General features: G+C 69.8%; 20 protein-coding genes. 8 read left to right on the forward strand and 12 right to left on the reverse strand.

Annotated elements, in window-relative coordinates; all coding sequences use genetic code 11:
• Window positions 1-369 precede the first annotated feature (369 nt).
• Complete coding sequence (locus G3M57_RS14150; RefSeq protein WP_056750204.1) at window positions 370-984, forward strand: hypothetical protein; 615 nt, start codon at window positions 370-372, stop codon at window positions 982-984.
• Between the two features lie 87 nt (window positions 985-1,071).
• Here the strand turns inward: G3M57_RS14150 and eno are convergent, their stop codons facing one another.
• The 5 genes from eno to secG form a co-directional block, all read right to left on the reverse strand.
• The gene (gene eno / locus G3M57_RS14155) at window positions 1,072-2,352 is read right to left on the reverse strand and encodes a phosphopyruvate hydratase (protein ID WP_056750201.1); all 1,281 of its coding nucleotides are present in this window, start codon (window positions 2,350-2,352) and stop codon (window positions 1,072-1,074) included.
• A gap of 104 nt (window positions 2,353-2,456) precedes the next feature.
• Entirely contained in the window at window positions 2,457-3,470 is a 1,014-nt protein-coding gene (locus tag G3M57_RS14160) for a retroviral-like aspartic protease family protein (RefSeq protein WP_163231276.1), read from the reverse strand.
• 169 nt (window positions 3,471-3,639) lie between these two features.
• Complete coding sequence (gene rpmF / locus G3M57_RS14165; RefSeq protein ID WP_007671126.1) at window positions 3,640-3,822, reverse strand: 50S ribosomal protein L32; 183 nt, start codon at window positions 3,820-3,822, stop codon at window positions 3,640-3,642.
• Window positions 3,823-3,938: 116 nt separating this feature from the next.
• The gene (locus G3M57_RS14170) at window positions 3,939-5,591 is read right to left on the reverse strand and encodes a CTP synthase (protein ID WP_056750195.1); all 1,653 of its coding nucleotides are present in this window, start codon (window positions 5,589-5,591) and stop codon (window positions 3,939-3,941) included.
• 77 nt (window positions 5,592-5,668) lie between these two features.
• A complete protein-coding gene (secG, locus tag G3M57_RS14175; protein ID WP_163231278.1) occupies window positions 5,669-6,220 on the reverse strand; it encodes a preprotein translocase subunit SecG in 552 nt (183 codons plus the stop codon).
• Window positions 6,221-6,372: 152 nt separating this feature from the next.
• Here secG and G3M57_RS14180 point away from each other — a divergent pair, with 152 nt between their 5' ends.
• A complete protein-coding gene (locus tag G3M57_RS14180; RefSeq protein ID WP_056750189.1) occupies window positions 6,373-6,891 on the forward strand; it encodes a GNAT family N-acetyltransferase in 519 nt (172 codons plus the stop codon).
• A 760-nt stretch (window positions 6,892-7,651) separates the two neighbouring features.
• Here G3M57_RS14180 and tpiA read toward each other — a convergent pair.
• On the reverse strand, window positions 7,652-8,413 hold the full coding sequence (tpiA, locus tag G3M57_RS14185) for a triose-phosphate isomerase (protein WP_056750186.1): 762 nt from the start codon (window positions 8,411-8,413) through the stop codon (window positions 7,652-7,654).
• Window positions 8,414-8,572: 159 nt separating this feature from the next.
• On the opposite strand from tpiA, the gene G3M57_RS14190 reads away from it, so the two are divergent.
• Complete coding sequence (locus tag G3M57_RS14190; RefSeq protein WP_056750183.1) at window positions 8,573-10,549, forward strand: peptidylprolyl isomerase; 1,977 nt, start codon at window positions 8,573-8,575, stop codon at window positions 10,547-10,549.
• The gene (gene trpE, locus G3M57_RS14195) at window positions 10,546-12,081 is read left to right on the forward strand and encodes an anthranilate synthase component I (RefSeq protein WP_056750180.1); all 1,536 of its coding nucleotides are present in this window, start codon (window positions 10,546-10,548) and stop codon (window positions 12,079-12,081) included. Before G3M57_RS14190 ends, trpE begins: the two co-directional genes overlap by 4 nt.
• 12 nt (window positions 12,082-12,093) lie before the next feature.
• On the opposite strand, the gene G3M57_RS14200 is transcribed toward trpE, so the two are convergent.
• Genes G3M57_RS14200 through G3M57_RS27490 form a run of 3 tightly spaced genes read right to left on the reverse strand, consistent with a single transcriptional unit; the run spans window position 12,094 to window position 14,053 of the window.
• Window positions 12,094-12,300: a hypothetical protein gene (locus G3M57_RS14200; protein ID WP_056750176.1), complete on the reverse strand. Its 207-nt coding sequence runs from the start codon at window positions 12,298-12,300 to the stop codon at window positions 12,094-12,096.
• A 38-nt stretch (window positions 12,301-12,338) separates the two neighbouring features.
• Window positions 12,339-12,779 (reverse strand): DUF488 domain-containing protein, encoded by a 441-nt coding sequence (locus tag G3M57_RS14205; RefSeq protein WP_163231280.1) that lies wholly within the window; start codon window positions 12,777-12,779, stop codon window positions 12,339-12,341.
• Window positions 12,776-14,053 (reverse strand): DUF488 domain-containing protein, encoded by a 1,278-nt coding sequence (locus G3M57_RS27490; protein ID WP_230983807.1) that lies wholly within the window; start codon window positions 14,051-14,053, stop codon window positions 12,776-12,778. Before G3M57_RS27490 ends, G3M57_RS14205 begins: the two co-directional genes overlap by 4 nt.
• A gap of 129 nt (window positions 14,054-14,182) precedes the next feature.
• Between G3M57_RS27490 and G3M57_RS14215 the strand changes: the two genes are divergently transcribed.
• From G3M57_RS14215 to trpC, 3 genes are read left to right on the forward strand one after another with little or no spacing between them, the layout of a single operon-like run.
• Entirely contained in the window at window positions 14,183-14,779 is a 597-nt protein-coding gene (locus G3M57_RS14215; protein ID WP_056750160.1) for an anthranilate synthase component II, read from the forward strand.
• A gap of 3 nt (window positions 14,780-14,782) precedes the next feature.
• Complete coding sequence (trpD, locus tag G3M57_RS14220) at window positions 14,783-15,808, forward strand: anthranilate phosphoribosyltransferase (protein WP_056750154.1); 1,026 nt, start codon at window positions 14,783-14,785, stop codon at window positions 15,806-15,808.
• Window positions 15,805-16,593 carry an indole-3-glycerol phosphate synthase TrpC gene (gene trpC / locus G3M57_RS14225; RefSeq protein WP_163231282.1) on the forward strand — a complete coding sequence of 263 codons (789 nt, stop codon included), beginning with the start codon at window positions 15,805-15,807 and terminating at the stop codon, window positions 16,591-16,593. The genes trpD and trpC overlap by 4 nt, the downstream gene beginning before the upstream one ends.
• A gap of 7 nt (window positions 16,594-16,600) precedes the next feature.
• On the opposite strand, the gene G3M57_RS14230 is transcribed toward trpC, so the two are convergent.
• Entirely contained in the window at window positions 16,601-17,020 is a 420-nt protein-coding gene (locus tag G3M57_RS14230) for a DUF5990 family protein (protein WP_163231284.1), read from the reverse strand.
• Between the two features lie 438 nt (window positions 17,021-17,458).
• Between G3M57_RS14230 and lexA the strand changes: the two genes are divergently transcribed.
• Entirely contained in the window at window positions 17,459-18,160 is a 702-nt protein-coding gene (gene lexA, locus G3M57_RS14235; RefSeq protein ID WP_056750145.1) for a transcriptional repressor LexA, read from the forward strand.
• Window positions 18,161-18,319: 159 nt separating this feature from the next.
• Here lexA and G3M57_RS14240 read toward each other — a convergent pair whose 3' ends face one another.
• Together G3M57_RS14240 and G3M57_RS14245 are read right to left on the reverse strand one after the other, a co-directional pair.
• Window positions 18,320-18,754 carry a GFA family protein gene (locus tag G3M57_RS14240; RefSeq protein ID WP_230983806.1) on the reverse strand — a complete coding sequence of 145 codons (435 nt, stop codon included), beginning with the start codon at window positions 18,752-18,754 and terminating at the stop codon, window positions 18,320-18,322.
• 38 nt (window positions 18,755-18,792) lie between these two features.
• Window positions 18,793-21,000, reverse strand: a complete 2,208-nt coding sequence (locus G3M57_RS14245) for a ComEC/Rec2 family competence protein (protein ID WP_163231286.1) — start codon at window positions 20,998-21,000, stop codon at window positions 18,793-18,795.
• Window positions 21,001-21,040 lie beyond the last annotated feature (40 nt).

Consider the following 21,040-nt stretch of genomic DNA (forward strand, 5'->3'; position numbering starts at 1 on the left):
CAGCGATTCCCAGGAGGGGAAGTTTACCCTGCCCGATCATGCTTAACGCCTTACTAAACGGGGGGTTCTGCGGGGCCGCCGCAAGAGCTTGAAAGCAGTTCCCTAACGCTTTCATTTGAGATCGTTTCAAGGGCATCTAGATACCGCGTCGCAGCATCTGAACGGTCGTTTGGCGGCGTTTTCTGCGGCGGTGCGATGCAAAGCCGGATTCGCTTTTAGAAAAATTGTGGGCCAGCCGTGGCGCCCGGCGCCCACGGATCGAGCGATCCGTGCTGAGAGCTTCCCGAATCGCCGGATCCGAGCGCCACGCGGACTATGAAAACCGCCGTCGGCGTTATAGGGTAGCGGTAACAAAATTGGGGGGATTACATGTTTGAACGTCGCGCTTTCATCCTGTCTCTCGCCGGCGCCGGCCTGGCGCCTGCCCTAGCGTACGGCGGCGTGCGTCGCGAACGTTCCATCGCCGGCGACGGTCCCAAGCCGAGCGTCATCAAGGGCCAGCCGCCCAAAATGGACTTCGGAGACGGGCTGCAAGTGCCGCTCGACAGGGACGCCTTTGTCACGCTGTGGGAAGATTCCGGCCGCTGGATAACCTTCGGGCTCGGGCTTGGCCGCGCGGAAAGCGACTCCAACGCCAAGGCCGACAAGGCCGCCAGCCTGACCATGCAGATCATGCTGTTGACCCTGGTCCACGCTCCCGAGCGTCTGGAGCGCGTGAACGGGGGCGGCTGGCGGCCCCGCAGCGGCAAACTCCGCGACCTGGTGATGGGCGATGTCCCCCTGCCCGGCCAGCCTGTCCGGCCCGCGGGCGGCGCCTATATGGACAACAGGCTCTTTGCGGGCCCCAGCGCCAACGCTCCCGCCGACGTCGCTTCCGACATCCAGGCCTATCAACGCTTCGTCGCCGCGACGGCCTATGTCGTCAAGAAGGCCGACCTGTCGTTGGCCGACGTGCGCGCCCTGGGTCGCGTAGCGGAGGAATAGTCCGCCCTGCGCGGGCGATAGCGCCGCAAGACCAGCTCCATGCCTCGCCGTCGTGGCCCGACGGCGAGGCATGGAGCCGAGAGTCGCTTAGCGGCCCTTGAGCACCGCGCGACCGGCATAGACGGCTTGGTCGTCGAGGGCTTCCTCAATGCGCAGCAGTTGGTTGTACTTGGCCAGCCGGTCCGAGCGGGCCAGCGAGCCGGTCTTGATCTGACCGCAGTTGAGGGCGACGGCCAGGTCGGCGATCGTGCTGTCTTCGGTCTCGCCCGAACGGTGGCTCATGACGCTGGTATAGGCGCTGCGGTGGGCCAGATCGACGGCGTCGATGGTCTCCGACAGGGTGCCGATCTGGTTGACCTTGATCAGGATCGAGTTGGCCAGGCCCTTGTCGAGGCCGATCTGCAGGCGCTTGGGATTGGTGACGAATAGGTCGTCGCCCACCAGCTGGACCTTCTTGCCCAGGGTATCGGTCAGCAGCTTCCAGCCTTCGAAGTCGTCCTCCGACATGCCGTCTTCGATCGACAGGATCGGGAACTTGCCGGCCAGGTTGGCCAGGTAGTCGACCATCTGGGCGGGGTCCAGGCTCTTGCCCTCGCCCTCCAGCTCGTACTTGCCGTTCTTGAAGAATTCGGTGGCGGCGACGTCCAGGCCCAGGACGAAGTCCTCGCCCGACTTGTAGCCGGCCGCCTCCCCCGCCTTGACGATGAAGGCCAGCGCGTCCTCGGCCGAGCCGAGGTTCGGGGCGAAGCCGCCTTCGTCGCCGACATTGGTGTTGTGGCCGGCGTCCTTCAGAGCCTTCTTCAGGCCGTGGAAGATCTCCGCGCCCATCCGCAGGGCTTCGGCGAAGGTCGGCGCACCGGTCGGCAGGATCATGAATTCCTGGATGTCGATCGGATTGTCGGCGTGGGCCCCGCCGTTGATAATGTTCATCATCGGCACCGGCAGGACGCGGGCCGAGACGCCGCCGACATATTTGTAGAGCGGCAGGCCGGCCGATTCCGCGGCGGCCTTGGCGGTCGCCAGCGAGACGCCGAGGATGGCGTTGGCGCCCAGGCGGCTCTTGTTGGGCGTGCCGTCCAGTTCGATCATCAGGTTGTCGATGCGGCGCTGGTCTTCGGCGTCGACGCCGGACAGCGCGTCGAACAGCTCGCCGTTGACGGCCTCAACCGCCGCCTTGACGCCCTTGCCGCCGTAGCGGGATTTGTCGCCGTCGCGCTTTTCGACCGCTTCGTGCGCGCCCGTCGAGGCGCCCGAGGGCACGGCGGCGCGACCAAAGGCGCCATCCTCCAGAACGACGTCGACCTCGACCGTCGGATTGCCGCGGCTGTCCAGGATTTCGCGGGCGATGATGTCGACGATCTCGGTCATGGGAGCTCCCCTTTCAAAAGGCGCTTCCCCTTAGCGGCGCGGGCCACGAACCGCAACCGGCGCTGGCCGGATCGTCGGAACGAGCGTTCGCGGCTCCCCCTGCGTCACGCCTGCAGGATTGGCGGCGTCCAGCCCTTGCCCAGGCGGAACTTCACCCGGTCCGAACCGAAGTCCAGCTCGACGCGAGCGAACATCTTCAGCACGTCGACGCCCAGCAGCACGGCGGGACGGCTGTTGAGGTTCCAGATATCGAAGATGTGCAGGTCGGCCAGCACCAGCGGCAGGTTGGTCATCCGCAGGGCGCCCAAGTCGATCGAGCGGACCACGCGCAGCTCGCCCACGGTCGCCTCGCCCGCCACGCCGATCAGCCGGACGGCCATGGCGGGTTCCGGCTTGCGGCGCACGCGCAGCTTGATGGCCTGGGCCAGGGCCATGTTGCCCATGCTGGCCCCGGAGCCGGAGTCGATGAAGGCCACGCAGCGCACGCCGCTGACCCGGGCGTTGGCGACCGCCAGCCGACCGAAACGAGCGTCGGCCAGGACCGAGACCTCGCGAGCGCCGGGATAGGCGGTCGACAGGGGGCTGCTGCGCCGGACCTCCAGCCGCTTGCGGCGGAAATCCATGATGACGTTGCGGTCCTCCAGCATGTCGACGCCCAGCAGGCCGTCCACGCCCAGCCGTTCGGGCGTGAGCACGGGCAGTTCGGCGTCCTTCATCCTCGCGTCGCCGGCCACCATCAGCGGCACCTTGGCCGTCGGGGTCAGGGCTGAGCCGCCGACCCCGTGCAGCATCACGTCGGGACCGCGCTCCAGGCCCAGGCGCTCCGCCAGGGTCGTCGACAGCGCGCTGCGGTCCGCGCCGGTGTCGATCACGAAGTTGAAGGGCCCCTGCGCGTTGATGAACACCTCGACCGTCATCCGGTCGATCGCGTCCAGCGCCGTGTCGAGGAAGACCGCGGGCGGCTCGGCCTGAGCGGGGGGCGCGGTTGGCGGCGGCGTCGGCGGCGGCTGAGGCGAAGCCTGTCGCGCCAGGGGCGCGGGCGTCGCGGATCGAGCCCAGGCCTGTTCGGCCATCAGCGACAATCCCAGTCCCGCCGTTAGTTTCCGGCGTGTGAGCATGGGCAAATCTCCCTGCCGCCAGGATAACACGGTTCTTTCGACGGCATCGTCGAAATCCGTGCCCGGACAACCGTGGGAGCTCGCGGAACAGCGAAAAGGCGGCGGTCCGGAGACCGCCGCCTTTCAGGCTTCGTCTTGTCGCTCCGTCGGGACGGAGCGGACCGAAGGACTAGTCTTCCTTCGGCGTCAGGATCTGCTTGCCGTTGTACAGGCCGGTCTTCAGATCGACGTGGTGCGGACGGCGCAGTTCGCCCGAGTCCTTGTCCTCGACGAAGGAGTTGGCGCCCAGCGCGTGGTGCGACCGGCGCATGTTCCGGCGAGAAGGCGAAGTTTTTCTTTTAGGAACGGCCATCGAAGTGACTCTGCTCGCTGAGCGTGAAAATCGGAAGCGGCGACTCGGGCAATGCCCAGGCCGCCGCGTGAGGGCGCGCTTATGCCCGAATCTGTTCGGGGATGCAACCGCGCTTGTTAGACCAGCCTTCCCTGCTCCTTCGCCGCCGCGATGAAGCTGGCGAACAGGGGGTGCGGGGCGAACGGACGGCTCTTCAGCTCGGGGTGATATTGCACCCCGATGAACCACGGATGGTCCTCGCGCTCGACGATCTCGGGCAGCACGCCGTTGGGCGAGCGGCCGGTCAGCTTCAGGCCGGCGTCCTCCATCAGGTGGGCGTAGCCGATATTGACCTCGTAGCGGTGGCGGTGGCGCTCGCTGATGTCGGTGGTCCCGTAGATCTCGGCGACCTTGCTCCCGGACGTCAGGACGGCCTCGTAGGCCCCCAGGCGCATGGTGCCGCCCAGGTCGTCGTTGCTGCGCCTCTGGACGGTCTCGTTGCCCTTGATCCACTCGGTCATGATGCCGACCACGGGACGCTCGGTGGGGCCGAACTCGCTGGACGAGGCGTCCTTGATGCCGGCGACGTTGCGCAGGGTCTCGATGACGGCCATCTGCATGCCGAAGCAGATGCCGAAATAGGGCACCTTGCGTTCGCGGGCGAACTGGGCGGCGCGGATCTTGCCCTCCGCCCCCCGTTCGCCGAAGCCGCCGGGCACCATGATGGCGTGGGCGTTCTCCAGGCGGGCCGCCGCGGCGCCGGGGTCGCCTTCGAAGGTCTCGCTCTCCACCCAGTCCAGGTTGACCTTGACCTTGTTGGCCAGGCCGCCGTGGTGCAGGGCCTCGATCAGCGACTTGTAGGCGTCCTTCAGGACCGTGTACTTGCCGACCACCGCGATGGTGACTTCGCCGTCGGGGTGGTTGACGGTCTGGTCGATCGCCTCCCAGCGCGACAGGTCCGGCTTGGGCGCGTCGCTCATGCCGAACACGTCCAGCACCTCGGCGTCCAGGCCTTCCTTGTGATAGTCGATCGGCACCGCATAGATCGACGAGCTGTCCATCGCCTGGATCACCGCGCTGGGCCGCACGTTGCAGAACTGGGCGATCTTGCGCTTTTCCTCGACCGGGATGTCCTGCTCGCAGCGGCACAGCAGGATGTCGGGCTGGATGCCGATCGAGCGCAGTTCCTTGACCGAGTGCTGGGTCGGCTTGGTCTTCATCTCGCCGGCCGTCTTGATGAACGGCAGCAGGGTCAGGTGCACATAGCAGCTCTGGCCGCGCGGCAGGTCCTGGCGCAACTGGCGGATGGCCTCGAAGAACGGCAGGCCCTCGATGTCGCCCACCGTGCCGCCGATCTCGACCAGCACGAAGTCGACCGGCTTCTCGCCGGTCTCATCCAGGGCCGGCGACAGGACGAAGTCCTTGATCTCGTTGGTGACGTGCGGGATCACCTGGACGGTCGCGCCCAGATAGTCGCCGCGGCGCTCCTTCTCGATGATCGTCTTGTAGATCTGGCCGGTGGTGATGTTGTCGGCCTTGGTGGCCGACACGCCGGTGAAGCGCTCGTAGTGACCAAGGTCGAGGTCGGTCTCGGCCCCGTCGTCGGTGACGAAGACCTCGCCGTGCTGATACGGGGACATCGTGCCCGGATCGACGTTGAGATAGGGGTCGAGCTTACGAAGGCGAACCTTGTAGCCGCGAGCCTGCAGGAGCGCTCCGAGCGCTGCGGAGGCGAGGCCTTTTCCCAATGAGGAAACCACGCCGCCGGTGATGAAGATGTACCGGGTCATGGGCGATCAGATTAGCCGTGATTCTACGTCGCCGGGGAAAAGACCGGCGTTCATCAACAGTAAAATGTCGCCGGCCCTTACTGGGCCGGCTGTTGCTCGGCCGGCGCCGGGGCGTTGATCACCGGGACCGGCGCGGCGGCGGCCGGCGCCTTCGCCTCGGCCTTGGCCGGCGCCTTGGCGGCCGAAGCCGCCGGCTTGGGCGTCGAGACGGTCGGAGTCGGGGCGCTGATGGTCGGGGTCGGGGCCTGGATCGCGGCCGGGGCGGCGGTCGACGGGCCGGCCGGGACCGGGGCCGAGGTGGTCGGGGCTGGCGCGGTCGGACCGGCCGGCAGCGGCGCGGCGTTCAGGGTCTTGCTGTCCAGGCCGTCCAGCTTCAGGCGATCGACCACCGAATTGCTGGCGCCCATGCGGCCCGTGAGGATGGTCAGGGCCAGGCTGATGACCAGGAAGATCGAGAACAGGATCCAGGTGGTGCGGGTCAGGAGGTCGCCGGCCCCGCGCGCGGTCATGAAGCCGCCGCCGCCACCGCCCATGCCCAGGGCGCCGCCCTCGGAGCGTTGCATCAGCACGATGGCGATCAGCGCGATGCAAACGATGATGTTGATGGTCAGCAGAACGCCGATGAGCATGTCTAAATCGATCTCGAGCCAGGCGGCGGACACTTCCGCCGCGAAAAACGAAGCGGCCCCTCTATCACTTGCGACGAGCCCGCGCCATAGCTGGGGATGAACCGGCCGCACTCAAGCCCGCCCCGCCGTCCATATCGGGTCCATCCTCGCGCATGATCCTTGAGACCGAACGCCTCAGCCTGGCCCCGATGACCGTCGAGGACGCCCCCCTCCTCTACCCGTTCCTGAGCGATCCGGAGGTGATGGCCCACTGGGACCGCGACCCCATCGAGGATCCCGACGAGGTCGAGGCCACGGTCGCCGCCCAGGTGGCCGAGATGGAGGACCGCCGGGCGCTGTACTGGGCGATCCGCCATGTCCAGACCGGCCGCTTCCTCGGCTATTGCGAGCTGGTCGACCTGGACTGGCGCCATCATCGCGGCGAGCTGGGCTTCATCATCGCCCGCGACGGCTGGGGCCAGGGCTACGCCACCGAGGCCGCCGCCGCCCTGCTGGCCCACTGCGCCTCGTCCCTGGGCCTCAAGCGGATGATCGCCCGCACCCATGTGGGCGACGCCCGGGCCGAGAAGGTGCTGCAGAAGCTGGGCTTCGAGCAGGAAGGCTACCTGAAGGGCCACGTCGACCGCGACGGCGAGCGCCGGGACTGCCGGCTTTATGGGCTGCTGTTCTAGGGGCAAGGGCTGTTCTCCATAGGCTGTGAGGCCTGACCACCTGCCCCCTACGGACCGCTTCGCTGTCGTCTTCCCCCAGAGGGGAAATAGCGCTCCGGTGCGAAGGCTCCGCCCCCTTTGGGGGCGGACAGACCGCGAAGCGGTCAGGTGGGGGCAAGTGTTGGCCGCCTCACGCGATCTCTCGCTGAAGGTATGGAAAGGGACGCGGAGCGCCGGACATCGTCCGGAGTGTTTGAGTTTGTGTACCGTTTCGACGAAGCCCGATCGCTCCGCGCGGTCGTTGTCCGGAAGCGCAGCGGCGCTGAACCCTGTTGGGGCCTCGCCGCCTTGAAGCCTCCGGCGGGCGGGCCAGGTCAACGAACCCCGGTCCCGGACCGCGAGCGCGTCACCGCCCGCCTGTTGCTCCGCCAGCCCTCGCGCCACGTCGTTTTAGTGTTCCAGGCCCGACCGGCTCCAGAGACGCGAGGTTTGGTCCCGAGAGACCGCCGACGAAGCTTCCCGCTCGATCGCCCCCCGCCGCCGCATCGGTCGCTGGCCATGCGCCCTTTCCCTGCGACGAGGTGAAGTCAGGATAAGGGCGGTCTGGAGGGGTGAGGATAAGTTAGGTCGAGAAAATTCAGGGCGTTGAAATCGCTGGGGTTCGCCTCCGATGCCCCGAGGATAAGCACCCTGCCGGGGACATGCCCTTGCGGCGTGTCCCCGACCGCCTGCCCCCGTGCGAGACCTGGGGACACGCCGCAAGGGCGTGTCCCCGACGATCCTAAGCCGCCGCGATGATCGCCAGGAAGTCCGCCGCCTTCAGCGAGGCGCCGCCGACCAGGGCGCCGCCGACCTCGGGGGTGGCCAGGATCTGGCGGGCGTTGTCGGGCTTCACCGAGCCGCCATAGAGAATCGGCACGCTGGCCCCATGGTCGCCGAACCGCTCGACCAGCACGCCGCGCAGCGCCTGGTGGACGTGCTCGATGTCGGCCGGGGTCGGGGTGCGGCCCGTGCCGATGGCCCAGACCGGCTCGTAGGCCACGGCGAAGGCCTGGCCCGCCAGCGAGGCGGGCAGCGAGCCGCGGGCCATGCCGGTGACCACCGCCTCGGCCTGGCCGGCGTCGCGCTGGTCGCAGGTTTCGCCGAAGCAGACGATCGGCTCCAGGCCGGCGGCCAGGGCGGCCTCGACCTTGGCCGCGACCAGCGCGTCGCTTTCCTGGTAGGCGGCGCGGCGCTCGGAATGGCCGAGAATCACCAGCCGGGCGCCGGCGTCGGCCAGCATGGCGGCCGAGACGTCGCCGGTGTGGGCCCCCGCTTCGGCGGGATGACAGTCCTGGCCGCCGACGATCACCCCCTCGCCGGCCATGGCCTGGGCCATCCGGTGCAGCAGGGTCGCGGGCGGGCAGATCGCCACGCGGGCGGCGGGCGGCCTGGCGGACACCGCCGCGGCGACCGCGCGGGCCTCGTCAAGCGAGGCTTCCAGGCCAAACATCTTCCAGTTTCCGGCGATCAGCGGCCGGGGCGTGGTCAGAGAAAGGGTCATGCGCCCGGTTTGGGGCCCTTGGCGGGGCGGAAGTCAAGGCCGCTTGCGCCCTGCCGCCGCTTGCCCAGCGCCCCGGGGCTCTACTATACCCGCAACTCGCGTTCGTTCCGCCGCCCTGCGGGGAAACCGCGCGATTTTCGAGGAAGGTTTCTCCCAGTCATGCTCGCCGGCTTCCGCTCCTTCGCCAAATCGCCGTTCGCGGTGGTCCTGTTTGGTCTGCTCATCGTCAGCTTCGCGGTGTTCGGCATCAGCGACGTCTTCCGCCATCCCCCCGGCAAGTGGGTGATCGCGGCCGGGTCGCGGAACATGTCGCCGGAGGACTTCAAGGCGCACTTCGAGGCCTACCGCAAGCAGCAGCAGGCCCAGGGCCAGACCGTCACCCCGGACATCGCCGTCGAACAGGGCGTCGACCGCAAGATGCTAACCCAGCTGGCGCTGCAGGAATCCCTGGCCGAGCTGATCCGCAAGATGGGCGTGCGTCCGTCCGACAAGGTGGTGGGCGACACCCTGCGCGAGCAGATGGCCAGCCTGCCCCCGGGCCAGCGTCCGTTCGACCCGATCACCGGCAAGTTCGACACGGCGCTGTACCAGCGGCTGCTGGCTCAGAACGACCTGACCCCGGCCCGCTACGAGGCCTCGCTGCGCGACGACATCGCCCAGGCCCACCTGTTCAGCGCCGTGGCCTCCAGCCTGCGCGCCCCGCGCATCTATTCGGCGCTGCAGGCCGCCTACGGCCTGGAAGGCCGCGACCTGGCCGCCTTCGCCATCAATCCCGCGACGGTCGAGAAGCCCGCCGCCCCGACCGACGCCCAGCTGCAGGCCTTCATGAAGGAGCACGCCGCCCAGCTGACCCGTCCGGAGACCCGGGTGCTGTCGGTGGTCCGCTTCAGCGCCAAGGCCCTGGAGCCGTCGGTGACCGTGCCCGAGGCCGACATCGTCAAGACCTACAACTTCCGCAAGGACACCCTGGGCACGGCCGAGACCCGTTCGTTCGTCCAGATCGTCGCCCCAGACGCCAAGGCCGCCGCGGTGATCGCCCAGCGCCTGGCCAAGGGCGACCAGCCGGCCATCGTCGCCAGCGCCTACGGCAAGCAGCCGGTGATGATCGACTCCAAGCCGAAATCCGCCCTGCCCGACCGCAAGGTGGCCGACGCGGTGTTCGCCCTGGCCGCCGGCCAGGTCAGCGGCCCGATCAACGGCGACCTGGGCGTCTCGGTGGTCAAGCTGACCAAGATCAGCCCGGCGACCACGCCCAGCCTGGAGTCCCAGCGTCCGGCCATCGAGGCCGAACTGAAGGCCCAGGCCGCCCAGGCCAAGGCCTATGAGCAGACCCAGGCCTACCAGGACGCCCACGACGGCGGCGCCAACCTGATCGACGCGGCGACCAAGGCCGGGGCCTTTGTGATGACCACCGCGCCGGTCGCCGCCAACGGCGCCGACCAGACCGGCCAGCCGGCCGCCGGCCTGACCCCCGACGCCCTGAAGACCGCCTTCGAGCTCCCCTCGGGTGGCGAGAGCGAGCTGATCGAGGCCGGCAAGGGCGAATATTTCGCCGTCCGCGTCGAGAAGGTCATTCCCTCGGCCATGCCGCCCCTGGCCGAGATCCGCGCGCCCCTGGCCCAGCAATGGCAGCTGGACCAGCTGCTGCAGCGCATGAAGGCCAAGGCCGACGAGCTGGTGGCGCGGGTCAAGAAGGGCGAGTCGCTGGAAGCGGTCGCCGCCTCGGCCCAGGCCCAGGTGCAGCGCGTGCCCAACATCACCCGCCAGAACGCCCGCCAGTTCCAGGGCCTGGGCCGCGACTTGCTGATGGGCGCCTTCGGGGCCAAGCCGGGCGTGGCGTTCGTCAGCCGCGGCCCGCAGGGCGGCTATCTGGTCGCCCTGGTCGAGAAGGTCCATCCCGGTTCGCCCGAGCAGATGGCCCAGATCACCGAGGTCGCCCGCCCGCAGACCTCGCAGGGCCTGCTGCGCGACGTCGGCATGGCCGCCCAGGACGCCGCCAAGACCCAGTTGAAGACCAAGGTCAACCTGACCCTGGCCCGCCAGGCGATCGGCGTCGACACCAGCGCCCTCCCCGCCGAGGACGGCAAGGCGCCGGCCAAGGCCAAGGAAAAGGCTCCCAAGGGCCTGGCTCAATGAGCCTTGAGCCCAGCTTCGACGCCTTCGCCGCCGCCTACCAGTCCGGCCGCCCGCAGGTGGTCTGGACCCGGCTGATCGACGACCTGGAGACCCCGGTCTCGGCCTATCTGAAGATCGGCCATGGCCGGCCCTACGCCTTTCTATTCGAGAGCGTCGAGGGCGGCGCCTGGCGCGGCCGCTATTCGATCGTGGCCATGAAGCCGGACCTGGTCTGGCGCTGCCGCGGCGACCAGGCCGAGATCGCCCAGGGCGACGACATCGCCGCCGGCCGCTTCACGTCCCAGGCGGGCGGCGCGCTGGACAGCCTGCGCGACCTGATCGCCCAGTCGCGGATCGAGCTGCCGGCCGGCCTGCCGCCGCCGTCGGCCGGCGTGTTCGGGGCCCTCGGCTACGACATGGTCCGCCTGGCCGAGCGCCTGCCGGACGTCAACGAAGACACGCTGGGCCTGCCCGACGGCATCATGACCCGGCCGTCCATCGTGGCGGTGTTCGACGCCATCGCCCAGGAGATCATCCTGGTCACCACCGCCCGGCCCCAGGCCGGGGTGTCGGCCGCCGACGCCTACGCCGCCGCGCAGGGCCGCATCGAGAGCGTGATGGCCGACCTGCGCGGCCCCTTGAGCCAGCCGGCCCCGCGCCAGAGCCACGGCCAGGCCGAGTTCACCACGCCGGTCAGCCGGCGGGACTACGCGGTCGTGGTCGAGAAGGCCAAGGAGTACATCCGGGCCGGCGACATCTTCCAGGTGGTGCCCAGCCACCGCTTCCGCGCGCCGTTCCCGCTGGAGCCGTTCGCCCTCTACCGCTCGCTGCGGCGGACCAACCCGTCGCCGTTCCTGTATTTCCTGGACCTGGACGGCTTCAACCTGGTCGGCTCCAGCCCCGAGATCTTGGTGCGGCTGCGCGACGGCAAGATCACCATTCGGCCGATCGCCGGCACCCGTCCGCGCGGCGCCACGCCCGAGCAGGACCTGGCGCTGGAGAAGGAGCTGCTGGCCGATCCCAAGGAGCGGTCCGAGCATCTGATGCTGCTGGACCTGGGCCGCAACGACGTGGGCCGGGTGGCCATGCTCAAGCACGCCGGCAGCAACGACCCGGCGGCCAAGGGCAAGCACGCCAACGTCCGCGTCACCGACAGCTTCAAGATCGAGCGCTACAGCCACGTCATGCACATCGTCTCCAACGTCGAGGGCGATGCGCCCGAGGGCGTGGATCCGGTCGACGTGCTGATGGCCGCCCTGCCCGCCGGCACGCTGTCGGGCGCGCCCAAGGTGCGGGCCATGGAGATCATCGACGAGCTTGAGGTCGAGAAGCGCGGCATCGGCTACGCCGGCGCCGTGGGCTATATCGGCGCCGACGGCTCGGTCGACACCTGCATCGTGCTGCGCACGGCTCTGGTCAAGGACGGCATGATGTACGTCCAAGCCGGCGGCGGCGTGGTGGCCGACAGCGACCCCGACGCCGAGTACGACGAGACCCTGCACAAGTCGCGGGCCCTGAAGCGCGCGGCCGAAGAGGCCTGGCGGTTCGCCTAGCCAGTCCTTGACCTAGTCGCCCAGGCGGTCGGACGGCAGGTGCTGGACGACCGCCGGCGGGGCCATGACCATCACCGCGGCGAAGGTCACGGCGCTGAGCGCCGCGAAGGCCGCCGCGGCCAGCACCGGCCCCATCTTCTGCCGGCGCGCCGGCTTGCGCAGCAGGGCCCGGGCATAGGCCAGGGCGGCGGTGTCGAGCGTGGAATCAGCAAGGTCCATGCCCGTGAGCATGCCCGGCGACTCGCCTCGAGGCGAGATCACAGATGTCGCACCCGCAACCGGCCGTCCCACTTGCAGTTCAGGTACTCGCAGACCAGTCGCCGGTGGCAGTGATGCGGCGCGGCCTCCGAGCAGAGCAGGCAGGCGCCCTCGAACAGGTCCGGCTTGAGCCGCGTCTCTATCTTGCGCTCGGCCATCAAGCTCAGAAAGCGGGTCTCGTAGAGGCGCCAGTCGCCCTTGTCGCGCTTGAACGCCTTGAGGATGTCGTCCGACGGCACCAGCAGCGGCTCGCGGCGATAGGCCATGCCGCCGATCTCGCCGAGGAAGAAGGCCAGGTCGTCGGCCTTGGCGAAACCGGCCAGCTGCGAGGTGTTGTGCAGGCGCACGTCGATCACCGCCCGCACCTGGGCCGCCTTCAGGCGCTCGAAGAAGCCCCTGGCCGTGGTCCGGGTGAAGCCGATCGTGCAGACGTCGGTCATCCGGCGGCGCCGAGCACCGCCGTTTCCGGCGGATCCTCCGCATAGGCGGCCTTGCGGGCGCGCTGGCGATAGGCTCGCGCCAGGCGCTCTTCGGGACCTTCCAGGAAGTCGTCGTGCTCCAGCCCTTCGCAGACCAGCAGCCGGCGTTCCGTCGCCGCGTGCGGCTCGACCTGGCCGTCCGGCAGCACGTGCGAGACCGCCAGGCCCATCGCCTTCAATTGGCGCGACACCAGCAGGCAGCGATGGCAGTCCAGGGGCTCCTGCTCGGCGCACATCAGGGCCACGACGTGGCGCTCGGCCCCTTTGCGCACCCGCTCCAGCCCCGCCTTGAACGCCGGTTCGGCGGCCATGGCCTCGTAGTCGGCCACCCCGTCGTCGAACAGGTGCGCCCCGGTCGGCCGGCCGCCCAGGGCGTCCCCGAGATAGACATAGGCCAGGCCCGCGCCCTTGAGCCTTTCGGCCAGGGCGTCGCGGTTGAACTGCGGCGTATGGCGCGACCAGGGGCTGGTGCGCACGTCGGCCACCGCCGTGACGCCGGCGCCCAGCAGCAGGCGCTCGAACCGCTCCCAGCTGTGGGTCGAGTGGCCGATCGTCAGGACGCGGGGGTCAGAGGGCGTGGAGTCCATTGACCTGAAGATAGCACTGATCGGGATGCTCCTTGAAGGGACGCGCCAGCCCCAGCCGCACCTGGGCCCCCCCGCCTTGGGCGCCAGGGCCTGGGCGGCGGCCAGCCCCTCCTTCTCGAAGGCCTGCTTCAGCGCCTTGGCCGCCACGCCGAGGTGCAGGACATGGCCAGCGACCTCCAGTTCGGCGCGAAGCTTGTGCTCGTCCCTGTAGGGCTGGTCGAAAAGCTTGAAGCTGGCCGCATCGATGGTCTGGCAGGCCAGCGACCCGCACGGCGCGCCCGCGGGCACATAGGCCTTGTCGCGGTCGAACCGCAGATGGCCGCCGAACACCGTTTCGGGGGAAAAGGCCGCCGCCCGCGCCAGCGCCTGTCGGAAGCCGTCGGCGCTCAGCACGGCGAGCCTGCGCGGCCGGCCGCCGACCACGATGTCCTCGGTGTTGTGCGGCAAGGCGGTCAGGGGGCGCTCGCCGCGAAACTCCACCACATGGCCGGGATGGAAGGTGGTGTTGGGCCCGCAGACCTTGGCCTCCCAGAAGCCCGCCGGCTCCGGCTCGGGCCGGATCATCACGCCGCGATCCAGTTCAAAGCCGGCGACGCAACGCAGACGGCCATACAGCGTCACCTCGGTGACGACGATGCGATAGGTCATGAACACAACCAACAGAGAAGATTGCCGCTCAATGATCAATCTTATGGCGAGTCCGCGCGGCGACGCAACATCGGATGACTTGGCCTGCGGCGTGGTTGCCCCTAGAAGCAAGCGGCGAAAGGCGGCGTCATGATCCTGGTCATCGATAACTACGACAGCTTCACCTACAACCTCGTCCACTATCTGAACGAGCTGGGGGCCGACACCGTCGTGCATCGCAACGACGACCTGTCGGTGCAGGAGGCCCTGGGCCTGCGGCCCAACGCCGTGCTGCTGTCGCCGGGCCCCAAGGCCCCCGACCAGGCCGGCATCTGTCTGCCGCTGCTGCGCGGCGCGCCGGAGGACCTGGCGATTCTCGGCGTGTGCCTGGGCCACCAGGCCATCGGCCAGGCCTATGGCGGCGACGTGATCCGCGCCAAGGAAGTGATGCACGGCAAGACCAGCAAGATCTTCCACAACGACCAGGGCGTGTTCAAGGGCCTGCCCAACCCGTTCATCGCCACCCGCTATCACAGCCTGGCGGTCGACAAGGCCACCTTGCCCGACGACCTGGAGATCACCGCCTGGACCGAGGACGGCGAGATCATGGGCGTGCAGCACAAGACCCGGCCGGTCTACGGCGTACAGTTCCACCCGGAGTCGATCGCCACCGAGGGCGGCCACCAGCTGCTGGCCAACTTCCTGGACCTGGCCAAGGTCCAGCGCGACGCGGCGATCTGGGTCTAGGCGATGTCGGACGCCTTCAAGCCCCTGCTGGCCAAGCTGGCCGACGGCCAGACCCTGGACGAGGACGACGCCGAGACCTTCTTCGCCGCCTGCCTGCGCGGCGAGCCGACCCCCGCCCAGGTGGCCGCGGCGGTCACCGCCATGCGCCTGCGCGGCGAGACGGTGGGCGAGATCACCGCCTGCGCCCGCGCCATGCGCCGCGCGGCCATCCACCTGGACCACCCCTATGACGTGGTCGACGTCTGCGGCACCGGCGGCGACGGCCTGCACACCCTGAACATCTCGACCGCCGTGGGCTTCGTGGCGGCCGGCGGCGGGCTGAAGGTGGCCAAGCACGGCAACCGGGCGATCACCAGCAAGTCGGGCACCGCCGACGTCCTGGCCGCCCTGGGGGTCAATATCGACGCCTCCCTAGTCCAGCAGCGCCAGGCGCTGGACACCGCCGGCATCTGCTTCCTGTTCGCCCAGTCGCACCACGGGGCGATGAAGCACGTCTCGCCGATCCGTCAGCAGCTGGGTTTCCGCACCATCTTCAACCTGCTGGGCCCGCTGACCAATCCCGCGGGGGCCAAGCGCCAGGTCGTCGGCGTCTCGGCCCATCGCTTCGTCGAACCCGTGGCCAAGGCTCTTGGGGCCTTGGGAGCGGAGCGCGCCTGGTCGGTGCACGGGGCCGGCATGGACGAGCTGACCACCACCGGCGAGACCGAGGTCGCCGAATGGCGCGACGGGTCCCTGCGGCTGTTCACGATCACCCCCGAGGCCGTGGGCCTGCCGCGCGCGGCGCTGGCCGACATCACCGGCGGCGACCCCGCCTTCAACGCCGCCGCCCTGACCGCCCTGCTGGACGGCCAAAAGGGCGCCTATCGCGACATCGTCATGCTCAACGCCGCCGCCGCCTTCCTGGTGGCCGACAGGGTCGAGACCCTGCGCGAGGGCGTCGAGCTGGCCGGCGCGGTGCTCGACGACGGCCGGGCCAAGGCGGCCCTGGCCGGCCTGGTCGCCGCCACCAATTCAGAAATCGCCGCATGACCGACATTCTCGCCAAGATCGCCGCCTACAAGCGCGAGGACGTGGCCGACCGTAAGCGGCGGCGTGCGTTCGCCCAGGTCGACGCCGCCGCCAAGGCCGCCAGCAGCCCGCGCGGCTTCAAGGCCGCGCTGGAGGCCGGCCATGCGCCGGGCAAGCTGTCGCTGATCGCCGAGATCAAGAAGGCCTCGCCGTCCAAGGGCCTGATCCGCGCCGACTTCGACCCGCCAGCCCTGGCCCGGGCCTATGCCGAGGGCGGCGCGTGCTGCCTTTCGGTGCTGACCGACGGGCCCAGCTTCCAGGGCGCCGACGGCTACCTGATCGACGCCCGCGCCGCCGTCGCCCTGCCCTGCATCCGCAAGGACTTCCTCGTCGATCCCTGGCAGGTGGCCGAGAGCCGCGCCCTGGGCGCCGACGCCATCCTGGTGATCCTGGCGATGATCGACGACGCCCTGGCCGCCGACCTGATGGGCGAAGCCGCTCGCCTGGGCATGGACGCCCTGGTCGAGGTGCATGACGAGGCTGAGATGGAGCGGGCCGGCAAGCTCGGCTCCACCCTGGTGGGGATCAACAACCGCGACCTGAAGAGCTTCGTGGTCGACCTTGCCGTCACCGAGCGCCTGGCCGCCCAGGCGCCCGCCGACGCCCTGCTGGTCACCGAGAGCGGCCTGTTCGTCCAAGACGACGTGGTGCGCATGGAAGCGGCCGGCGCCAAGGCCATGCTGGTCGGCGAAAGCCTGATGCGGCAGGTGAACGTGGCGGCGGCGACCAAGGCGTTGCTGGGCTAGGGCTGGATCATTCCACGACCCGCCAGGCGCGGAGCGGGCGCACCGTCGCGCAGGCCGGACCGCCGTCCTTGTCCCTGCCCGGCAGGCGGGCCTCCAGGATCTTGCCGGCAAGCGCCTGCTCCAGCAGGTCGGTCGGCAGGGTGTGGATGTCGATCTTGGCGCGGCGGCTCCAGGGGGACGCCGCCAGGCCGGCCTGGCCTCCGATGGCGATGTAGACGAAGCGCCGGACCGGCCCTTCGCTGCGGACGAACTCTCCCAGGAATTTCGGCCCCGGCGTGATCCGCACGGGGACATCGAACGACAGCGGTCCGCCAGCGGCGATGACCTGCCCGACCGCTTCGCTTTTCTTGTTCTGCAAGCTGTAGGCGACCCCCGGGACCGGGTCCTGGATCGTCAGCCTGAGCCTGATCGTTTGACCCGCCGCCATACAACCCTCCTGCGCCCGTGACGCTCGATGTTTCGTCTCGGCGCATCACCACACGAATGGGATCCGCGCCGCCTTGCGCTTGCGATACGGCGGGTTCGTCGCCGAACCGCGGGGTCAAGGCTGCGTCCTCCACAAGGCCCGCGGCTATCCGGCGTTCAGCAGCCAAACCTCGTGCATGACGGTCTCCCCCGATATCCCGGCGCGACTACAGCCGCCTTGGCCGCGTGGGTCAATCGCGCGGCGTGCGGGACCGATTCTCGGTAATGTGCTGCGCTCCAGCCCGCCTGGATGTTCGATCCGGGACGCCCGAGGCTTGAATTTACAGGCGAATTCGACCGCCTCTCCGCCGAACACCGTTAACTTGACATCAACGAAGAACACCTAGAGAACATTCACAGAGGTTTGCGGTTTGTTCCGCGACGACTGGCGAGGCCGGACATGCTCACGCGCAAGCAGCACGAGCTGCTGATGTTCATCCACGAACGGATCAAGGAGACCGGCGTCTCCCCCTCCTTCGACGAGATGAAGGAGGCGCTGGACCTGGCGTCCAAGTCGGGCATCCACCGGCTGATCACGGCGCTGGAGGAGCGCGGCTTCATCCGCCGCCTGGCTCACCGGGCCCGGGCGCTGGAAGTGGTCAAGCTGCCGCAGCAGGCCACCGCGGCCGCGCCGCCGAAGGGCCGCGGCGCTTTCAAGCCCCAGGTGCTGGAAGGCGGCGGCCAGGCTCCGGCCGCGCCGGCGCCGATCGCCGCCGACAACACCCGCGAGCTGCCGATTCTGGGCCGCATCGCCGCCGGTACGCCCATCGACGCCATCCAGCACGAACGCGAACGCCTGCCGGTGCCCGAGACCATGCTGGGGGCCGGCGAGCACTATGTGCTGGAGGTTCAGGGCGACTCGATGATCGAGGCTGGCATCCTGGACGGCGACTATGTGATCATCCGCAAGGGCGACACGGCCAACAGCGGCGAGATCGTCGTCGCCCTGGTCGGCGAGGAAGCCACCCTCAAGCGCCTGCGCAAGAAGGGCGGCTCGATCGCCCTGGAGGCCGCCAACCCCAAGTACGAAACCCGCATCTTCGGTCCCGACCAGGTCGAGGTGCAGGGCAAGCTGGTGGGGCTGATCCGACGGTATCACTAGATTCATCCGCTCATCCCGGCGAATGCGGGGACCCAGATCGTAGGGCGCCGAGTCTGATTGGACGGACTCGGCGTCTTTCTGTTTTGGCGCTCGACCATGCCATCTGGGTCCTGGCATTCGCTGGGATGAGCGGAGTTTGGGCGATGGAACGAAAGCCCCCTAGGTCGCCATCCCCGCCGGCCGGTTCTCCACATATTGCGGCACGTTCAGCGGCGGCAGCCAGGGCTCGCGACGCTTGACCCAGACCTCGTACTGCGGCGTGAACTGGCCGATCTCGTCCAGCCCGCCCAGGTGGATCTCGATCTCGCCGTCGGCCTCGCCATTCTCAGGCCAGGAGGCCGCCGTCCAGAACAACGGCGAGCCGCAGGTCGGGCAGCCGTGGATCAGGCCGTGCTCGGCGCCGGTCCAGATCGCCGGCGCCCCCTCGATCCGCACCTTGTCCGCCCGGAACGCCGCAAAGGCGTTGAACGGCGCGCCATGGCGCTTGCGGCAGGTCAGGCAGTGGCACAGCCCAACCCGCAGCGGTCCGCCGGTCGTGACATAGCGCACCGCCCGGCACGCGCACCCGCCTTCCCGCTCCATGATCGTCTCCATCGCTCGTCCCGGCCTAAACGCCCGAAGCGCCGCTCGGCTCAGAAGGCCTTTGCGTTCGGCGAACGGGTCATCGGCCCGTCGGGCATCCACCGGGGTTCAGGCGGCGGTCCAGTCCACGGCCGGACGCCCCTCAACGGCTGGGCCCAGACGATCCACCATTCGCCGCCGCGCCGATAGAGCTCGGCCGCCCCACCCGCGGCGAAGTCGTCGGCGTCGAGCACGATGCGGTCACGGCAGGCCGGCGGGACGGGTGGCGCGACGCCGCGCAGCACCACGATCTCGGCCTCGGCGCACATCGCCGCCAGGCCGTCGGCGTCGGACGCGGCCTTGCTCCACGACAGGGCCAGGGCCACGGGCGCGCCGGCGGCGGGAGCGCAGGATCGCCGGTCGCAGGCGTAGAGCGGGCTGGGCGCGATGCTGTCCGGCAGGGCCAGGCCGCGGCGGCGGCTCCACAGCTCGGCTCCGAAGCGGCGGGCGTCAGGCCGCAGCAGCACCGCCTCGCGGCCCAGGCGCACGGCCGCCGTGGTCCCGTCCGGCGCAATCCAGGCGTCGGGCGGCGCCGCGCGCGGCCACAGAGCCACGGCCAGGGCCAGGGGCGCGCCCAGCCAGCGCAGGCGGCCGCGCCACAGGCACAGCAGCATCAGGCCGACGAAGGCCAGGGCCAGGGTGAACGGCGGGCCGCTGGCCACCACCTTCTGGGCGCCGCCGGCGCTGGCGAAGCCGTTGGCGATCCCCATCATCGCGGCGATGCCCCAGCCGGCGATCGCCAGGAACGGCCGGCCCAGGCCGAAGGGCTCCAGCGCCGCGCCCAGGGCCAGGAACGGCATGATCACGAACGACGACAGCGGCGCGACCAGCAGGTTGGCCGGCAGTCCCCAGACGGCGACGCGGTTGAAGTGCTGCATGGCGAACGGCCCGGTCGCCATGCCGGCCACGAAACTGGCGCCGACGCTGACCGCCAGCCAGCTGAGCGCGCCCTGGATGGCCCGGATCCACCAGGGGGCGGAAATCTCCCGCACCGGGCGCGGCCAGGCCTCGGCCAGGGCCACCAGGGCGGCGGTGGCGGCGAACGACATCTGGAACCCTGGCGCGCCCGCGGACTCCGGCTGGACGATCAGGATGACCAGGGCGGCGATCGCCAGCCCATGCAGGGTGATGGCCTGCCGGTCGAACAGGATGGCGGCGAAGGCCACCGTGGCGGTGATCGCCGCCCGCAGGGCCGGCGGCGGCGCGCCCGAAATGACCAGATAGGTCGCGACGGCCGCCAGGCCCGCCACGGCCGCGACCTTCTTGCCCGGAACCCGCAGCGCCGCCCAGGGCCAGGCGGCGATCAGCAGCCGCACCAGGCCAAAGGCGAAACCGCCGACGATGGCCATGTGCAGGCCCGAGATCGACAGGATGTGGGCCAGGCCCGAAGCGCGCATGGCGTCGGTCTGGTCCTGGGTGATCCAGGCCTCGTGGCCGGTGACCATGGCCGCGGCGACGCCGCCGCGCGCCACGCCCATGTCCTCGACGATGCGGCTGGCCAGCCGCCAGCGGAAGGCGTTGACCGCCATGGCCGCCCGCAGGCGCCACGGCGGCGGGTCCAGGGTGGCGGGTTGGGACTGTCCGATCGCGAAGCCGACGCCGCCCACGCCGTGGAACCAGGCGTCGCGGGCGAAGTCGTAGGCTCCCGGCGCGGCCGGCGGCGGCGGCGGTCCCAGCATGGCCCGCAGGCGGATCGCCTGGCCGGGCGCGGGGATGTCCTCGGCCTCGACGGTCACCCGCACTCGCTTGGGCGTGTCCCCCGGAGCCAGGCGGCTGATCCACACCGGCGCGATCAGCAGCCGCGGCCCGCCCGCGCCGGGACTGACCACGTCGACCACGAAGCCGTCGATCGTCATCACCGTCCGCTCGCCCGCCAGGATCGGCGCGGCCACCGCGTGCGAGCGGACCTTGCCGGCCAGCGCCCCGGCCGCCAGGAAGGTCGCCAGCACCAGGACCACCGACAGCCCCGTCGCCGACCGCCGCCCGATCAGCGCCGCCAGAATCGCCAATCCGGCCGCCAGTCCGGCCAGCAACGCCCAGGACGGCTCGGCCCTCAGTTCCAGGTAGCCGGCCGCGCCGAGGCCGAAGGCCACCGGCGACCACAGCATCCAGCGCTCGCGATTGGCGTCGATCTCGTCGATCAGCGAAGCTGTTACCGCTCCCACGCTAGGACGCGCGCGAAGACGCGTGCTAAGACGCGCCGCCCAGCCACCGGACATGTCCGGTGACGTCCTCGCCACGTCCGTGGCCTCCAGTTCG

It is taken from the genome of Caulobacter rhizosphaerae (assembly GCF_010977555.1).
GTDB lineage: Bacteria > Pseudomonadota > Alphaproteobacteria > Caulobacterales > Caulobacteraceae > Caulobacter > Caulobacter rhizosphaerae.

Excerpts from the sequence above, each read along its gene's own strand:
- G3M57_RS14150 (WP_056750204.1), top strand. The coding sequence starts at position 370 with ATGTTTGAACGTCGCGCTTTCATCCTGTCTCTCGCCGGCGCCGGCCTG.
- eno (WP_056750201.1), bottom strand. The coding sequence starts at position 2,352 with ATGACCGAGATCGTCGACATCATCGCCCGCGAAATCCTGGACAGCCGC.
- G3M57_RS14160 (WP_163231276.1), bottom strand. The coding sequence starts at position 3,470 with ATGCTCACACGCCGGAAACTAACGGCGGGACTGGGATTGTCGCTGATG.
- rpmF (WP_007671126.1), bottom strand. The coding sequence starts at position 3,822 with ATGGCCGTTCCTAAAAGAAAAACTTCGCCTTCTCGCCGGAACATGCGC.
- G3M57_RS14170 (WP_056750195.1), bottom strand. The coding sequence starts at position 5,591 with ATGACCCGGTACATCTTCATCACCGGCGGCGTGGTTTCCTCATTGGGA.
- secG (WP_163231278.1), bottom strand. The coding sequence starts at position 6,220 with ATGCTCATCGGCGTTCTGCTGACCATCAACATCATCGTTTGCATCGCG.
- G3M57_RS14180 (WP_056750189.1), top strand. The coding sequence starts at position 6,373 with ATGATCCTTGAGACCGAACGCCTCAGCCTGGCCCCGATGACCGTCGAG.
- tpiA (WP_056750186.1), bottom strand. The coding sequence starts at position 8,413 with ATGACCCTTTCTCTGACCACGCCCCGGCCGCTGATCGCCGGAAACTGG.
- G3M57_RS14190 (WP_056750183.1), top strand. The coding sequence starts at position 8,573 with ATGCTCGCCGGCTTCCGCTCCTTCGCCAAATCGCCGTTCGCGGTGGTC.
- trpE (WP_056750180.1), top strand. The coding sequence starts at position 10,546 with ATGAGCCTTGAGCCCAGCTTCGACGCCTTCGCCGCCGCCTACCAGTCC.
- G3M57_RS14200 (WP_056750176.1), bottom strand. The coding sequence starts at position 12,300 with ATGGACCTTGCTGATTCCACGCTCGACACCGCCGCCCTGGCCTATGCC.
- G3M57_RS14205 (WP_163231280.1), bottom strand. The coding sequence starts at position 12,779 with ATGACCGACGTCTGCACGATCGGCTTCACCCGGACCACGGCCAGGGGC.
- G3M57_RS27490 (WP_230983807.1), bottom strand. The coding sequence starts at position 14,053 with ATGACCTATCGCATCGTCGTCACCGAGGTGACGCTGTATGGCCGTCTG.
- G3M57_RS14215 (WP_056750160.1), top strand. The coding sequence starts at position 14,183 with ATGATCCTGGTCATCGATAACTACGACAGCTTCACCTACAACCTCGTC.
- trpD (WP_056750154.1), top strand. The coding sequence starts at position 14,783 with ATGTCGGACGCCTTCAAGCCCCTGCTGGCCAAGCTGGCCGACGGCCAG.
- trpC (WP_163231282.1), top strand. The coding sequence starts at position 15,805 with ATGACCGACATTCTCGCCAAGATCGCCGCCTACAAGCGCGAGGACGTG.
- G3M57_RS14230 (WP_163231284.1), bottom strand. The coding sequence starts at position 17,020 with ATGGCGGCGGGTCAAACGATCAGGCTCAGGCTGACGATCCAGGACCCG.
- lexA (WP_056750145.1), top strand. The coding sequence starts at position 17,459 with ATGCTCACGCGCAAGCAGCACGAGCTGCTGATGTTCATCCACGAACGG.
- G3M57_RS14240 (WP_230983806.1), bottom strand. The coding sequence starts at position 18,754 with ATGGAGACGATCATGGAGCGGGAAGGCGGGTGCGCGTGCCGGGCGGTG.
- G3M57_RS14245 (WP_163231286.1), bottom strand. The coding sequence starts at position 21,000 with ATGTCCGGTGGCTGGGCGGCGCGTCTTAGCACGCGTCTTCGCGCGCGT.